This is a genomic window from Pseudoxanthomonas sp. PXM04, assembly GCF_014851695.1.
Taxonomy (GTDB): domain Bacteria; phylum Pseudomonadota; class Gammaproteobacteria; order Xanthomonadales; family Xanthomonadaceae; genus Pseudoxanthomonas_A; species Pseudoxanthomonas_A beigongshangi.
In genome coordinates this window covers 381,288-396,114 of record NZ_JACVAG010000005.1, presented here as the reverse complement: position 1 = coordinate 396,114, position 14,827 = coordinate 381,288, and the positions used below count along the sequence as shown (strand labels likewise).

General features: G+C 69.0%; 12 protein-coding genes and 1 pseudogene. 12 read left to right on the top strand and 1 reads right to left on the bottom strand.

Translation table 11 applies throughout. The annotated features are described in order from the left end of the window. Window positions 1-136: 136 nt before the first annotated feature. Together IB228_RS14640 and fliR are read left to right on the top strand one after the other, a co-directional pair. A complete protein-coding gene (locus tag IB228_RS14640; RefSeq protein ID WP_183636952.1) occupies window positions 137-406 on the top strand; it encodes a flagellar biosynthetic protein FliQ in 270 nt (89 codons plus the stop codon). A gap of 144 nt (window positions 407-550) precedes the next feature. After that, window positions 551-1,342, top strand: coding sequence for a flagellar biosynthetic protein FliR (gene fliR / locus IB228_RS14635; RefSeq protein ID WP_141452584.1), 792 nt, complete (start codon window positions 551-553; stop codon window positions 1,340-1,342). A gap of 226 nt (window positions 1,343-1,568) precedes the next feature. Here the strand turns inward: fliR and IB228_RS14630 are convergent, their stop codons facing one another. Continuing rightward, the gene (locus IB228_RS14630) at window positions 1,569-2,423 is read right to left on the bottom strand and encodes a LysR family transcriptional regulator (protein WP_183636954.1); all 855 of its coding nucleotides are present in this window, start codon (window positions 2,421-2,423) and stop codon (window positions 1,569-1,571) included. A 144-nt stretch (window positions 2,424-2,567) separates the two neighbouring features. On the opposite strand from IB228_RS14630, the gene IB228_RS14625 reads away from it, so the two are divergent. From IB228_RS14625 to IB228_RS14580, 10 genes and pseudogenes are all read left to right on the top strand, one after another. Continuing rightward, entirely contained in the window at window positions 2,568-3,335 is a 768-nt protein-coding gene (locus tag IB228_RS14625; protein ID WP_192199005.1) for a hypothetical protein, read from the top strand. Window positions 3,336-3,620: 285 nt separating this feature from the next. Next, complete coding sequence (locus tag IB228_RS14620; protein ID WP_192199004.1) at window positions 3,621-4,601, top strand: GGDEF domain-containing protein; 981 nt, start codon at window positions 3,621-3,623, stop codon at window positions 4,599-4,601. A gap of 225 nt (window positions 4,602-4,826) precedes the next feature. Continuing rightward, window positions 4,827-5,957 carry a flagellar biosynthesis protein FlhB gene (flhB, locus tag IB228_RS14615; protein ID WP_192199003.1) on the top strand — a complete coding sequence of 377 codons (1,131 nt, stop codon included), beginning with the start codon at window positions 4,827-4,829 and terminating at the stop codon, window positions 5,955-5,957. Next, window positions 5,954-8,035, top strand: a complete 2,082-nt coding sequence (flhA, locus tag IB228_RS14610; protein ID WP_192199002.1) for a flagellar biosynthesis protein FlhA — start codon at window positions 5,954-5,956, stop codon at window positions 8,033-8,035. The genes flhB and flhA overlap by 4 nt, the downstream gene beginning before the upstream one ends. Window positions 8,036-8,200: 165 nt before the next feature. Further along, complete coding sequence (gene flhF / locus IB228_RS14605) at window positions 8,201-9,730, top strand: flagellar biosynthesis protein FlhF (RefSeq protein ID WP_192199001.1); 1,530 nt, start codon at window positions 8,201-8,203, stop codon at window positions 9,728-9,730. Window positions 9,731-9,785: 55 nt separating this feature from the next. Continuing rightward, window positions 9,786-10,598: pseudogene (locus IB228_RS14600) on the top strand (MinD/ParA family protein); the annotation flags it as partial. Next, window positions 10,595-11,341, top strand: a complete 747-nt coding sequence (locus tag IB228_RS14595; RefSeq protein ID WP_183636968.1) for an RNA polymerase sigma factor FliA — start codon at window positions 10,595-10,597, stop codon at window positions 11,339-11,341. The pseudogene IB228_RS14600 and the gene IB228_RS14595, both read left to right, overlap by 4 nt. Before the next feature lie 372 nt (window positions 11,342-11,713). Continuing rightward, window positions 11,714-12,094, top strand: coding sequence for a chemotaxis response regulator CheY (gene cheY, locus IB228_RS14590; protein ID WP_141452861.1), 381 nt, complete (start codon window positions 11,714-11,716; stop codon window positions 12,092-12,094). Continuing rightward, on the top strand, window positions 12,094-12,708 hold the full coding sequence (locus tag IB228_RS14585) for a protein phosphatase CheZ (RefSeq protein WP_183636970.1): 615 nt from the start codon (window positions 12,094-12,096) through the stop codon (window positions 12,706-12,708). The genes cheY and IB228_RS14585 overlap by 1 nt, the downstream gene beginning before the upstream one ends. Before the next feature lie 38 nt (window positions 12,709-12,746). Continuing rightward, the gene (locus IB228_RS14580) at window positions 12,747-14,591 is read left to right on the top strand and encodes a chemotaxis protein CheA (RefSeq protein WP_192199000.1); all 1,845 of its coding nucleotides are present in this window, start codon (window positions 12,747-12,749) and stop codon (window positions 14,589-14,591) included. The last annotated feature ends 236 nt before the right edge of the window (window positions 14,592-14,827 follow it).

The window sequence follows — 14,827 nt, the reverse complement described above, 5'->3', positions numbered from 1 at the left end:
CCAATCCCCAATCCCCAATCCCCAATCCCCAATCCCCAATCCCCAATCCCCAATCCCCAATCCCCAATCCCCAATCCCCAATCCCCAATCCCCAATCCCCAATCCCCAATCCCCAATCCCCAATCCCGGCACCCAAATGACTCCCGAAACCGCATTGACCGAACTCCGTGGCGGCCTTGAAATCGCGCTGTGGGTGGGTGGGCCGCTCTTGCTGGTGGTGCTGGTCGTCGGCGTGGTGATTGGCGTGATCCAGGCGGCGACGCAGTTGAACGAGCCGACCATCGCGTTCGTCGCCAAGGCCATCGCGCTGACCGCGGCGCTGTTCGCCACCGGCAGCTATCTGATGGGCACGCTGGTGGAGTACACCACGGCGCTGTTCCAGCGCTTGCCGCATCTGATTGGGTGAGGCGGTGGCGACGGTTGGCCAGGCATCGCGGGGGAATCCCCCCCTGCCCCCCCTTTTTCAAAGGGGGGAATGTCCGGGTGCCGTTCTGGTTTTTCCACGGTGGCGGCCCGTCGAATGTGTTGACAAACCGGCGGGGATGCGCGGATGAATGCCGCCACCCAGATGGTCATCGATGGGCAGCAGGCGTTCGGCCTGATCACCACGCTGCTGTGGGTGATGCTGCGCACCGGCGCCATGCTGATGGCGATGCCGCTGGTCGGTACCCGCGCGGTGCCGGTACGGGTGCGGGTGATCCTGGCCGGCGCGCTGTCGCTGGCACTGGCGCCGATGCTGCCGTCGCCACCCACCCAGATCGCCTTCGATTCGGCCAACGTGCTGACCGCCGCGCGCGAGCTGGCGGTCGGCGCCTGCATCGGCTTCCTGCTGCGACTGGCGTTCGAGGCCGGCGCGCTGGCGGGTGAACTGATCTCGCAGGGCACCGGCCTGGCCTTCGCGCAGATGTCGGATCCGCTGCGCGGCGTGAATTCCGGCGTGGTCGGCCAGTGGTTCTACCTGGCCTTCGGGCTGGTGTTCTTCACTCTCAACGGACATCTGGCGCTGGTGGCGCTGCTGGTCGACAGCTACCACTCGCTGCCGATCGGGACCGCGTTGCCGGACCCGCAGGCGGTGTTGCAGGTCGCACCGGCGTTCTTCATGCAGATCCTGCGCGCGGCCCTGAGCCTGGCGTTGCCCGTGATGGTGGCGATGCTGGCGGTGAACCTGGCGTTCGGTGTGCTGGGCCGCGCGGCGCCGGCGCTCAATCCGATCCAGTTGGGCCTGCCGACCGCGTTGTTGCTGGGGTTGTTCCTGCTGGCGCTGTTGTCGGGTGAACTCGGGCCGCCGGTGCAGCGCATCTTCGACCAGACCTTCGACGCCGCGCGACAGCTGACACCGTAGAGCGGAGCTCGCTCCGCTGCCCTGGCCTTTGCCTTCTGCAAACGCGCCAGGGCGAATCGCCCCTGGCAATCACGCGTGGCAGCGTCCGATATCAATGACGCCTAAAGGCGTCGTGGGCTTGGGCACCCAGGCAAAAAAACAGAGCAGGAGCAGCGGGGCAAGCCCCGCTCTACGTGGAGGAACGGCGGCGATGTCGACCGGGCGGCACGATGGCGAAAGCCACGGTCTACGCCGCCGCCCTGCGCAGCAAGGCGGCATCCTCGCTGCGCAAATCCCGTTCCCGTCCGATCAGGTGCACCTCGTTCAAGCACGGCTTGGACAACCGGTGCACGCGCACCCGCGAGCGGTAGGCGCTGCCCAGCGCCGAATCCAGCGGGACGATCGACCATCCGCGTCCCTGTGCCACGCTCTCCAGCGCTTCTTCCAGTTCGTCGAAATGATCGCTGCGGTGCCAGCGCGCCGGCAGCGGCAACTGCTGGCTTTCGAACCAGCGGAAGAACACGTAGTCGAACTCCTCGTAGGTCACGAACGGCAGCGAGGCGATCTGCGCGGCGCGGGGCGTCGCGCGACGTGCCTTGGGGCCGACCAGCGCCAGTTCCTCTTCGCCCAGCGGCACCGAGGCGATGCCGGCGGTCACCAGCGGACGATAGCTCACGCCCAGCGCCACCCGTCCGGTTTCCAGCAAGGCCAGCACCTGGCTGGCGGTGCGGAACAGCACTTCCAGCGGGCGCTCGGGCGGCAGCAGCGACAGCAGCCGCGGCACCAGCCGATAGCGGCCGAAGCCGGACACGCAGGCGATCCGCATCGGTTCGGCGGCGACGTCCTCGCGCACGTTCTGCCAGGCCTGGCCCAGATCCAGGTAGGCGCGCTCGATCGAGGCGGCCAGCACCCGCCCGCGCGGGGTCAGCACCAGCCGGCTGCCGCTGCGCCGGAACAGCGGCGTGCCGAGTTGGCGTTCGAGCTGCTGCAGGTCGTAGGTCACCGCCGAGGGCGATTTGTGCAGGCTGCGCGCGGCGGCGTTGACGCCGCCCTCGGCAACCACGGTACGGAATACGGCCAGGCGGCGGAAATCGGGAAGCATCGGCCGGAGGAAAGCGGAAGGAACGCCGATGGTAAGCCGGGCGCGAGCATTCCATGTCATCGAATGGCGACGCCGGGATTTGAAATGGCCGGTGGCGCGCGTCCGGCCTAGGCTGTCGCCATTCCCCTTCGCCGGATGCCCGTCATGCGATTCCTGTCCGCCTGCCTGCTGCTGGCCGCATTGCTGCCCGGCGCCCATGCCGCTTCCGCCGCCCATCCGGCGGCGTCCACCCGCGACAGCGGCGATGCCGCCCATCTGTTCGGCTACTGGACCAGGCCCGGCCAGCGTGAAGCCTTCGACGAGGGTTATCGCCGCCATCTGGCGTGGCACCGGCAGGCGGGAGATCCGCTGGTGTGGTACGGCTGGTATGTCAGCGACGGCAAGCGCGCCGGGATGTTCGTCGATGGCAGTTTCGGCGCGCCGTTCGCGGCGTTCGACCGGCGCGTCGATCCGGCCGGCGACGGTGCCGACGCCGCGCGCAACGTCACCCCGTTCGTGGAACCGGCGCTGCGCGCCAGCTACCGTTTGCGCCGGGATCTGAGCAGCGGCTTCCCGCTGGAACGCTGGCAGCCTTCGCCACGCCTGCTGGTGACCCGCTACGTGGTCCGGCCCGGCGCACGCGCGGCGTTCGAGCGGGCGGTCCGCCTCGCCCGGACGGCGCTGCCGGCCGATGCGCCCGCGCACAGCTGGTACGAACCGGTCAGTGGCGACGCGCCCGGTTATCTGCATCTGGTCGCGCTGCGCGGCTGGCAGGACCATGACCGCGGCGACGGCAGCCTGGACGCCCTGCTCGCCCGATCCTCCGATCCACAGGCGGCGGACGCGGCCGCCGCGCTGGCCACCGCGGTGCTGTCGGCGGAAACCGAGACCTGGGAATACCGCGCCGACCTGAGCCTGATTCCCGCCCGCTGAACCGCCGGGTCCTTCCTGTGGGAGCGACGTCAGTCGCGATTCGGGATGCCGGCCCCCTTCGCGACTGACGTCGCTCCCACGGGGACGGTCCATCTTGCGGTGGGTGGCGCGGACATGTCGGGGTTCCGGTCGCGACTGACGTCGCTCCTACGAGGGCTATCCGGCGGATGGGCAACGATTCCTTGACGGGTTTCACCCGCAGTCGGAATTCCGGCACTAGACTTGCATCGGGAAAGACGACGAAATCACGATGCCGGCGCCACCGGGCGCCAGACCCTGACCGGGATGACCCCAAAGAACCGCGACATCCGCCTGGAACTGATCACCCTGCTGGGCGTGACCACGACCGTGGTGATCGCCGCCTTCGCGGTCTACCGCTGGCTGCACGGCGATTTCCTGGCGCTGGCGGTGGATGGGGTGATCGCCGCGGCGATTTTCGGCGTGGTGGTCTATGCCCGGAACAGCGGCAACAGCGCGCGCGCCGGCGATCTGCTGTGCCTGCTCAATTCCAGCGCCTGCCTGCTGGCCGTCTGGCTGATCGGCCCGATCGCCATGACCTGGCTCTATCTGGTCCTGCTGACCAACTTCTTCCTCGCCGACCGCCGGCTGGCGCTGGGCGCGGGCCTGGTGATGCTGGCGGTGCTGTGCCTGCTGCCGGGCGTGTTCCCGGACGTGTTCCATGCGGTGTCCACCCTGGTGACGGCCGCGCTGACCGCGCTGTTCTCCTACATCTTCGCCACCCGCAGCCAGGACGACCGGGTCGAGTTGCAGGAACTGGCCTCGCTGGACGCGCTGACCAACGTGCCCAACCGGCGGATGATGGAGCGCGCGCTCACCCACGCGGTGGAACAGCAGACGCTGGGGCGCGGGCGATACGGCCTGATCGTGCTGGACCTGGACCACTTCAAGGAGGTCAACGACCTCTACGGCCACGCCGCGGGCGACGACGCCATCGCCGATCTGGCCTCGATCCTGCGTTTCGAGATGCGCAAGGACGACCAGGTCTACCGGTTCGGCGGCGAGGAGTTCGTGGTGCTGCTGAAAGTCTCCAGCCGCGACGAGCTGGAATCGGCCACCGAGCGCCTGCGCAAGGCGGTACGCGCTTCCCTGCGCGGGCCGGGCGGACGCATCACCATCTCGCTCGGTGGCGCCCTGCTCGGCCATGAACGCGACTGGCACGACTGGTTCTCGCGCGCCGACGCCGCCCTGTACCGGGCCAAGTCCAACGGCCGCGACAGCTACGTGATCGCCGAAGACCTGTTCTGACCCGCCGCGGCGATCGCGAACGGTTCGTTTGGACCGGGTAGGAGCGGCCTCCGGCCGCGAGCTTTTCAGGGGCGCGCGTGGATGGCGGGAGAAGCTCGCGGCCGGAGGCCGCTCCTACCCGGTTGTTCGGAGAAAACGACATCGTGAACGGGGCGACGCCCGTTTCCCGTCGCCGGACTGGAACGGGACTTGCAGCGTGGTGGTCGGTTTTCCCGACGCAGCGCCATGGCCGAACAGGACGAAAGCGGCGAACGCACAGAACAGCCCAGTGAAAAACGCCTGCGCGAAGCCCGCGAACAGGGCAACATCCCGCGTTCGCGCGAACTGGCGACGGCGGCGGTGTTCGGCGCCGGCGTGGTCGCGCTGCTGACCATGGCCATGCCGCTGGCGCGCGGCTCGCTGGGCTGGATGAAGATCGCGCTCAGCCCGGATCCGCAGCTGTTCAAGCACCCGGACCAGTTGTTCGGCCACGTCGGCAGCCTGCTGCTGCAACTGCTGTGGGTGATGCTGCCGATGATCGGGTTGTGCCTGCTGGCCGGCTTCCTCGGCCCGGTACTGATGGGCGGACTGCAATTCTCCAGCAAGGCGCTGACACCGGATCTGAAGCAACTCAGCCCGATGGCCGGGCTCAAGCGCCTGTACGGCGCCGAGAGCGTGGCCGAACTGCTCAAGTCGCTGCTGCGCGTGGCCTTCATCGGCCTGGCCGCGGGCCTGAGCCTGAAGCTGGGCCTGAATTCCCTGCGCGAGCTGCTGACCATGCCGCTGGAGCAGGCCGTGCGCACCGGCATGGGCTTCGCCGGCGGCCTGCTGCTGGCCTGCGCCGGCGCGCTGGCGCTGCTGGCGGCCATCGACGCGCCATACCAGAAGTGGAACTGGATGCGGAAGCTGAAGATGACCCGCCAGGAATTGCGCGAGGAACTGAAGGAAAGCGAAGGCCGGCCGGAAGTGAAGGGCCGGATCCGGCAGATGCAGCACCAGCTGTCGCAGCGCCGGATGATCGAGGAGGTGCCGACCGCCGACGTCATCGTGGTCAACCCGACCCACTACGCGGTGGCGCTGAAGTACGAGGCCGGCCAGATGGGCGCACCGCGGGTGGTCGCCAAGGGCGTGGACGAAATCGCCCTGCGCATCCGCGAGGTCGCCGAGGCGCACCGGGTCGCCATCGTGTCGGCGCCGCCACTGGCACGCGCCTTGTATCGCGAAGGGCAACTCGGCCGGGAGATCCCCGTGAGACTGTATACCGCCGTCGCCCAGATCCTGTCCTACGTCTACCAGTTGCGCGCCTGGCGCGACGGCACCGTGGCCGAGCATCCGGACCTGCCGGCGGTGGACGTGGATGAGGGCAAGCCGGCATGAGCGCGGTGCCCAGCCCCACCTCCCGGGTGATGGACATGCTGCGCCACGGCCTGGGCGCGCCGCTGGTCGTGCTGGCGATGCTGGCGATGGTGATCGTCCCGCTGGCGCCGCCGGTGCTGGACGCGCTCTTCAGTTTCAACATCGCCATCTCGCTGGTGGTGCTGCTGGCGGTGGTCTACGTGCGGCGGCCGCTCGACTTCACCATCTTCCCGATCGTGCTGCTGATGACCACGATGCTGCGGCTGGCGCTCAACGTGGCCTCCACCCGCGTGGTGCTGTTGCACGGCCAGGACGGCCATGGCGCGGCCGGCAAGGTCATCGAGGCGTTCGGCGAATTCGTGGTCGGCGGCAATTTCGCGGTCGGCCTGGTGGTGTTCGCGATCCTGACCATCATCAACTTCGTGGTCATCACCAAGGGCGCCGGGCGCATCTCGGAAGTGTCGGCGCGCTTCATCCTCGACGCGATGCCCGGCAAGCAGATGGCGATCGACGCCGACCTCAACGCCGGCCTGCTGACCCGCGAGGAAGCCAAGGCCCGGCGCGAGGAAGTGCGCGAGGAAGCCGACTTCTACGGCGCGATGGACGGCGCCAGCAAGTTCATCCGCGGCGACGCCATCGCCGGCATCCTGATCCTCTTCATCAACCTGGTCGGCGGCCTGGCGATCGGCGTGCTCCAGCACGGCCTGCCGGTCGGCGAGGCGGCCAAGATCTATACCCTGCTGTCGATCGGCGACGGCCTGGTGGCGCAGTTGCCGGCGCTGCTGGTGTCCTCGGCGGTGGCGATGCTGGTCACCCGCGCCTCGCGCGCGCAGGACATGGGCAACGCGATGGTTGGCCAGGTGTTCGGCCAGCACAAGGCGCTGGCGGTGGCCGCCAGCCTGATCGGCGTGGTCGGGCTGGTCCCGGGCATGCCCAATGTCGTGTTTTTGACGCTGGCCGCGGTGCTGGGCTACATCGCCTGGAAGCTGTGGAAGAAACAGCAGCCCGGCGCCGGCGGCGAAAGCTCCGCGGGCGCCGATCCCGCGCTGCCCGCGCCGTCCAACCCGCAGGCCGAACTGACCTGGGATGAAGTGCGTCCGGTGGACCCGCTGGGCCTGGAAGTCGGCTACCGGCTGATTCCGCTGGTGGACAAGGCCCAGGGCGGCGAACTGATGTCGCGGATCAAGGCGGTGCGCCGCAAGCTCACCCAGGATCTGGGTTTCCTGATTCCGCCGGTGCATATCCGCGACAACCTGGAACTGCCGTCCAACGGCTACCGCCTGCTGGTGCATGGCGTGCCGGTGGCCACCGCCGAGATTCATCCGGATCGCGAACTGGCGCTGGATCCCGGCGGCGCATTCGGCGCCCTCGACGGCATTCCGGGGCGGGACCCCGCATTCGGCCTGGACGCCACCTGGATCACACCGGGCCAGCATGCGATGGCCGAATCGCTGGGCTACACCGTGGTCGATGCCTCGACCGTGGTCGCCACCCACCTGTCGCACCTGGTGCGCGAGCACGCGCCGGAACTGCTGGGGCACGAGGAGGTGCAGCAACTGCTCGCCAACCTCGGCAAGACCGCGCCCAAGCTGGTCGAGGATCTGACGCCCAAGACGCTCACCCTGTCCACGGTCGTGCGGGTGCTGCAGAACCTGCTGATCGAGCGCGTGCCGATCCGCCAGTTGCGCCGGATCGTCGAGGCGCTGGTCGAGTTCGGTCCGCAGAACCCGGATCCGGCCGCGCTCACCGCCGCCGTGCGTACCTCGCTGGGTCGTTTCATCGTCCAGGAAATCTCCGGCATGGCGCCGGAGCTTCCCGTCTACACGCTGGCGCCACAACTGGAACGTGTCTTGCAAGACAGCGTGCAGGGCACCGGCGCCGCGCTGGAACCCGGCCTGGCCGAACGGCTCCACCAGAGCCTGGCCGACTGCGTCGCCCAGCAGGACGCGCGCAGCGAGCCGGCGGTGGTGCTGGTCCCCGGCGGCGTCCGCGCCGCACTGGCCCGGCTGGTCCGCCACAGCGTCCCCACGCTGTCGGTCCTGTCCTACAGCGAAGTCCCGGAGGACAAGCGGTTGAAGCTGGTGGGGACGATTAGTTGAGGCGACGGGATTGGGGATTGGGGATTCGCAAAAGCGGGTTCATGACGGGGATGCAGCGATGAAGACGAACACGACACGACCTAGATATCCAATCACCTCGAACGGCTTGCCGTCGCCTTGCTTTACCCAATCCCGAATCCCGTATCCCCAATCCCGGCCTCTCAAATGAAAATCAAACGTTTCGTCGCTCCCGACATGCGCACCGCCTTCGCGCTGGTCCGGCAGGAACAGGGGCCGGATGCGGTGATCCTGTCCAATCGCATGACCGACGACGGCGTCGAGATCGTGGCGGCCTCCAACTACGACGAGACGCTGGTGCAGCGCACGCTGGAGGCAATGCGTCCGGCCGAACCGGCGCCTTCGTTCGCGCGCGCCGCGCCGTCCGCATCCGCATCCGTGTCCGCCGAACCACGCGCCGCCGCCAACCGCCAGGCGACGGAGATGTCGCCGGCCGAAGCGGCTGCGGCCTACTTCAGCCGGGTCGCCGCCGCGGCGCCCATCGAATCGCGCCTGGCCGAGGAATCGCGCGCCCCGGTCGAGCCGCCGTCGGCGTTCATCGCGCCGGCGCCCTCGTTCGCGCGGGAAATTCCGGCCGAGCCGTCCGCGCCCGCCGCCTTCGCGCTGGATCCGATGTCGTTCGCCGCGCGCCTTGCCGCGAGCCTGCCGGCGGTGCCGGCGGAACTGTCCACGGCGGCGCCGGCCCCCGCCACGCCCGTCGCCGCTCCGCAGCCGGAAGCCGTCGCGCCGGCGCTGAGCGTGGTCGCCGACAACGGCGCGCGCGCCCGCGCCGAGGACGAGCAACTGGTGCAGATGCGCGCCGAACTGGCGGCGATGCGCGAGATGATCGAAGGCGAGATGCACCGCCTCACCGACGAACGCCTGCGCGGTTCGCCGGTGCGCGCGCAGGCGATGGAACTGATGGACGACTACGGCTTCGACGCCGGCATCACCCGCGACGTCGCCCTGCAGATTCCCGCCGACACCGAACTGCATCGCGGGCGCGGCCTGATGCTGGGCCTGCTCTCGCGCCGGCTGCCGATCCTGCCGGTGGATCCGCTGGAACAGGGCGGCGTGATTGCCCTGGTCGGCCCGACCGGCGCCGGCAAGACCACCACCATCGCCAAGCTGGCCGCGGCCTATGCCGATCGCCACAACCCGCGCGACGTGGCCCTGGTCACCACCGATACCGTGCGCGTCGGCGGCCGCGAACAGTTGCACAGCTACGGCCGCCAGCTCGGCATCGCCGTGCACGAGGCCGACAGCGACGTACGCCTGGCCCAGACCCTGGAACGCCTGCGCGACTACAAGCTGGTGCTGATCGACACCGCCGGCATGGGCCAGCGCGATCGCAACCTGGTCGGCCAGCTCAACTGGCTGCGCGCCGCCGGGCAGGTGCATACCCTGCTGGTGCTGCCGGCCAATTCGCACTTCGGCGACCTGGACGAGGTGGTCCGCCGCTTCAGCGGCGCCCAGCCGCACGGCGTGGTGCTGACCAAGGTGGACGAGACCGGCCGGCTCGGCAGCGCGCTGTCGGTGATCGTCGATCACCAGTTGCCGATGGCCTGGATCACCGACGGACAGCGCGTGCCCGAAGACCTGCACCGCGCCAGCGCGCCCAACCTGGTGCTGCGCCTGGACCAGCTGCGCCGCGAAGCCGACGAACCCAGCCACGCGGAGGCCATCCATGTCGCATGAACACCTGCTGCAGACCAACCCGCGCAGCACGCCGCCGCTGACCGGCGCCTTCCATCCGGTCCGCGTGATCGCGGTGACCGGCGGCAAGGGCGGCGTGGGCAAGACCAACGTGTCGGTCAACCTGGCCGCCTCGCTGGCCGAGATGGGCAAGCGGACCCTGCTGATGGACGCCGACCTGGGCCTGGCCAACGTCGACGTGCTGCTGGGCCTGGCGCCGAAATACACATTGGCGGATCTGGTCGCCGAACGCTGCCAGTTGGAGGACGTGCTGCTGGAAGGACCGGACGGCCTGTTGATCGTGCCGGCCTCGTCGGGTTTCCGGCACATGGCCGAACTCTCGCCGGCCGAACACGTCGGCCTGGTCAACGTGTTCTCGGAACTGCAGCGCGCCCTGGACGTGATGGTGGTGGATACCGCCGCCGGCATCACCGACAGCGTACTGACCTTCTGCCAGGCCGCGCAGGACACGGTGGTGGTGGTGTGTGACGAGCCGGCCTCGATCACCGACGCCTATGCGCTGATCAAGGTGCTCTCGCGCGAGCGCGGCGTGGACCGCGTGCACGTCATCGCCAACATGGTCCGCGACCCCAACGAGGGCCGCAAGCTGTACGAGAAGCTGGCCCGCGTGTGCGAACGTTTCCTCGGCGACGTCGCCCTGCACTACCTGGGGGCGGTGCCGCAGGACGACTGGCTGCGCCGCGCAGTGCAGCGCCAGCAGGCGGTGGTGAAGGCGTATCCGGGCAGCCCGTCGGCGCGCGCCATCAACGAAATCGCCCGGGTCACCGCACGCTGGCAGCCGCCGTCCGGCGCCCGCGGCAATGTCGAGTTCTTCGTCGAACGCATGATCAACCGGAGCGTGCCAGCATGAACACCGGCGCCGCCCAATACCGTGCCGTCCAGAAAGCGGCGGCCACCGACTTCGTCACGGTGCACGCGGACCTGGTCCGCCGCATCGCCCATCACCTGGCCGCGCGCCTGCCCGCCAGCGTGGAGATCGACGATCTGATCCAGGCCGGCATGATTGGCCTGCTGGAAGCCTCGCGCAGCTACGACGCCGAACAGGGCGCCTCGTTCGAGACCTTCGCCTCGATCCGCATCCGCGGTTCGATGATCGACGAGATCCGCCGCGGCGACTGGGTGCCGCGCTCGGTGCACCGGCGGGCCCGCCAGGCCGCCGCCACCGTGCGCGAAATCGAACAGCGCACCGGCCGCGCCGCCATCGCCACCGAGGTCGCGTCGGCGATGGAGATGCCGCTGCCCGAATACCTGCGCCTGCTGGAGGACGCCGCCCGCGGCCAGGTGCTGAGCCTGGAATCGCACATCGAGGACCATGGCGAACCGCAGACCGTGGTCACCGGCGGCCCCAACCCGCAGCAACAACTCGAGCGCAGCGAGTTCCGCCAGTCGCTGATCAAGGCCATCGGCCAGCTCCCCGAGCGCGAACAGCTGGTCCTGTCCATGTACTACGAACAGGAACTCAACCTCAAGGAAATCGGCGCCGTCCTCGGCGTCAGCGAATCCCGCGTCTGCCAGATCCACGGCCAGGCCATGCTGCGCCTGCGTGGTCGGCTGAATGTGTTCGAGAGCGTGGATGCCGGGTTGGAGGATTGAGCGGGGATGTTTGAGCCGGGATTGGGGATTGGGGATTCGCAAGAGCCTTCGCTTTTGCCTCCCCCTTTGAAAAAGGGGGATTGAGGGGGATTTGCTTTGGGCGCCAACAGCAAGCGCTTCTCAACAGCCGAATGGCTGGTCAATCCCCCGTCGCCCGCTCCGCGGGCGCCCACCCCCTTTTTCGCTTTTAACAGCCGCCTGGCTGGTCAAGGGGGCTCTTTCAATCCCCAATCCCCAATCCCCAATCCCGACTCCCCAATCCCGGCCCCAGCCCAATCCCGGCCCAAAAGTTTCCCCGCCACCTGCCGATAAGGCTCTCGAGCCCCCTCTACCCTGCTGCACCCGGAGCCCTTCGTGACAGCCAACAAGAACATGCGGATCCTGATCGTGGACGACTTCTCGACGATGCGCCGCATCATCAAGAACCTCCTCAACGATCTGGGCTACACCAATACCGCCGAGGCCGACGACGGCTCCAGCGCGCTGACCGCGCTGGCCCAGGGCAGTTTCGACTTCGTGGTGACCGACTGGAACATGCCGGGCATGACCGGCATCGAACTGCTCAAGGCCATCCGCGCCGACGATCGCTTCAAGACCCTGCCGGTGCTGATGGTCACCGCCGAGGCCAAGCGCGAGCAGATCATCGAAGCCGCCCAGAACGGCGTGAACGGCTACATCATCAAGCCGTTCACCGCGCAGACCCTGGAAGAGAAACTCGGCAAGATTTTCGAGCGCCTCGGAGCCGCCGCCTGATGGCTGCGGTCATGGAAGCCGGTAGCGCCCGCGCCGCGCTGGTCGAGCGCCTGCAGCACGCGCTGGACGCGCTGGAACAGGGCGACGAGGCCGGCTGGCGGCGCGAGCTGGACACCATCGCCGCCTGGCGCACGCAGCCGATGATGCAGGGACTGGGCCGGCTGGCCCGCGAACTGGCGCAGACGCTGGGCGAGCTGCCGCCGACCCACGGTGCCGGCGATCTCGACGACGCCTGCGCGCGCCTGGATCACGTGGTCGCGATGACCGAACAGGCCAGCCACAAGACCCTGGATCTGGCCGAGCAGTGCCGCGGCCTGGCCGACCAGCTCAAGACGACCGCGCTCAGCGCCGAGCAGACCCAGCTGGTGGACCAGATCCGTTCCGGACTGTCGGAAATGGCGCTGGCGCAGAGCTACCAGGATCTCACCGGCCAGATCATCCGCCGCGTCGCCGGCATCGTCCGCCGCGTGCACGAGGGATTCGGCGAACTGGGCCTGCCGCCGCCGGAAAGGAAGAAGGACGACGGCCTGGCCGGTCCCGCGGTGGCGGGCCTGGACAAGGCGGCGTTCTCGCAGGACGACGCCGACGATCTGCTGTCGGGGCTCGGGCTCTAGCCGTCCGCCCACGCATCCCCGCCGATACCGAGCCAGCCATGTCCGCCGTCACGCCCGAAATCGCCGCCGACTTTCTCATCGAGGCCCAGGAAATCCTGGATCGCCTCGGCGAGCAGCTGGTGACGCTGGAACAGGATCCCGGCGACAGCGAACAGCTCAACGCCGTGTTCCGTGGTTTCCATACGCTCAAGGGCGGCGCCGGTTTCCTCGGCATCCAGGCGATGGTGAACCTGTGCCACGCCGCCGAGGAAGCGCTGGGCATGGTCCGCGCCGGCAAGGCGACCCTGGAAGCGGATCATTTCGACGCCGCCCAGCAGTCGCTGGACTGGCTGCAGCGCATGCTCGACGCGGTCGCCGCCGGCGAGGAGCCGCCGCATGCACCGGCCACGCTGATCGCCCAGTTCGACGTCGATGCCGCGCCCGCGCCGGTCCGCGCGCCGGTGGCCACGCCCGCCGCCGGCGGGAATGATCTGATCACCGACGACGAGTTCGAGGCCCTGCTCGATCAACTGCATGGCGGCGCCGCACCGCCTGCCACGGCCGTCGCGCCGGCGGGTGGGGATCTGATCAGCGAGGACGAATTCGAGGCCCTGCTGGATCAACTGCACGGCGGCGCCGTGCCCGGCGCCACGACCGCCCGCCCTGCGCCCGCCGCCGCGCCCCAGTCCGCACCAATACGCCCGCCCGCGCCCGCCCCGGCCTCACCGGCCCGTCCGGCGCGTGCCAGCGAGGCCGAGCAGACCATCCGGGTGGACACCAAGCGGCTGGACGCGATCGTCAATCTGGTCGGCGAACTGGTGCTGTCGCGCAATCGCCTGAAGACCCTGCGCGCACGCCTGCGCGACGAGGAACTGGATCGCGCGGTCAGCGGCCTGGACATCGCCACCGCGCGCTTGCAGAACGCGGTCATGCGCACCCGCATGCAGCCGGTGGGCAAGGTGTTCTCGCGCTTCCCCAAGGTCGCCCGCGACGTCGCCCGCTCGCTCAAGAAGGAAGTCGATCTGGAGCTGATCGGCGCCGATACCGAACTGGACCGCAACCTCGTCGAGGCCTTGTCCGATCCGCTCGTGCACCTGGTCCGCAACGCCATCGACCACGGCATCGAGCTGCCCGACCTGCGCGAGGCCACCGGCAAGCCGCGCAGCGGCCAGGTACGGCTGGCGGCGCAGCAGGAAGGCGACTACGTCACCATCGAGATCCGCGACGACGGCGCCGGCATCGATCCGGAACGGCTGCGCGACAAGGCGCTGGAAAAGGGCCTGATCGAACCGGAAGCCGCCGCCCGCCTGTCGCACGACGAATGCCTGCAGCTGATCTTCCTGCCGGGCTTCTCGACCAAGACCGAGATCACCGACATCTCCGGCCGCGGCGTCGGCATGGACGTGGTGCAGTCGCGCATCCGCGAACTCAGTGGACAGATCCAGATCCATTCGCAGCTCGGCCGTGGCAGCCGCTTCCTGATCCGGGTGCCGCTGACCCTGGCGATCCTGCCGACCCTGCTGGTGCAGGCCGGTGATCCGGTCTACGCGCTGCCGCTGGCGAGGGTGATGGAAGTGCTGCACGCGCCAGCCTCCAGCCTGCGCTGGTTCGACGGCCAGGCCGTGCTGGATCGGCAGTCCACCACCCTGCCGCTGGTGGATCTGCGGCGCTGGCTGGGCGTGGAGGCGGTCAAGGCGCCGCTGCTGACCATCGTGGTGCTGCAGATGGGCGACCAGCGCTTCGGCCTGGTCGTGGACCAGGTGCGCGGGCGCGAGGAAGTGGTGATCAAGCCGCTGCCGCGCGCGGTGCGCGGCCTGCGCGGCTATGCCGGCGCGACCCTGATCGGCGATGGCCGCATGGCGCTGATCCTGGACGTCGACGGCCTGCGCGAAGCGGCCGCGTGAATCCGCGCCACCCGCTCCCTTCCCCCGCTCGCGGGGGAAGGTGCCCGAAGGGCGGATGGGGGCAACACGCCCCCCGTAAAGCGGAACACGCTTCGCTGCTTTTTACACACACGAATGCCGCCCCGAAGGAACAGACCGGTCACGGACTCGCGGATTCGTTGCGATGGCAGGAGCTCGCGGCCGGAGGCCGCTCCTACCTGGTCCGGCATTGCGGCAAACCTGAAACAAACCGGTAG

What these genes read in the sequence shown, in the direction of transcription:
- cheY (WP_141452861.1), top strand. Translation starts at nt 11,714, where the DNA reads ATGCGGATCCTGATCGTGGACGACTTCTCGACGATGCGCCGCATCATC.
- IB228_RS14620 (WP_192199004.1), top strand. Translation starts at nt 3,621, where the DNA reads ATGACCCCAAAGAACCGCGACATCCGCCTGGAACTGATCACCCTGCTG.
- IB228_RS14595 (WP_183636968.1), top strand. Translation starts at nt 10,595, where the DNA reads ATGAACACCGGCGCCGCCCAATACCGTGCCGTCCAGAAAGCGGCGGCC.
- IB228_RS14580 (WP_192199000.1), top strand. Translation starts at nt 12,747, where the DNA reads ATGTCCGCCGTCACGCCCGAAATCGCCGCCGACTTTCTCATCGAGGCC.
- IB228_RS14640 (WP_183636952.1), top strand. Translation starts at nt 137, where the DNA reads ATGACTCCCGAAACCGCATTGACCGAACTCCGTGGCGGCCTTGAAATC.
- IB228_RS14585 (WP_183636970.1), top strand. Translation starts at nt 12,094, where the DNA reads ATGGCTGCGGTCATGGAAGCCGGTAGCGCCCGCGCCGCGCTGGTCGAG.
- IB228_RS14630 (WP_183636954.1), bottom strand. Translation starts at nt 2,423, where the DNA reads ATGCTTCCCGATTTCCGCCGCCTGGCCGTATTCCGTACCGTGGTTGCC.
- flhF (WP_192199001.1), top strand. Translation starts at nt 8,201, where the DNA reads ATGAAAATCAAACGTTTCGTCGCTCCCGACATGCGCACCGCCTTCGCG.
- fliR (WP_141452584.1), top strand. Translation starts at nt 551, where the DNA reads ATGAATGCCGCCACCCAGATGGTCATCGATGGGCAGCAGGCGTTCGGC.
- flhA (WP_192199002.1), top strand. Translation starts at nt 5,954, where the DNA reads ATGAGCGCGGTGCCCAGCCCCACCTCCCGGGTGATGGACATGCTGCGC.
- IB228_RS14625 (WP_192199005.1), top strand. Translation starts at nt 2,568, where the DNA reads ATGCGATTCCTGTCCGCCTGCCTGCTGCTGGCCGCATTGCTGCCCGGC.
- flhB (WP_192199003.1), top strand. Translation starts at nt 4,827, where the DNA reads ATGGCCGAACAGGACGAAAGCGGCGAACGCACAGAACAGCCCAGTGAA.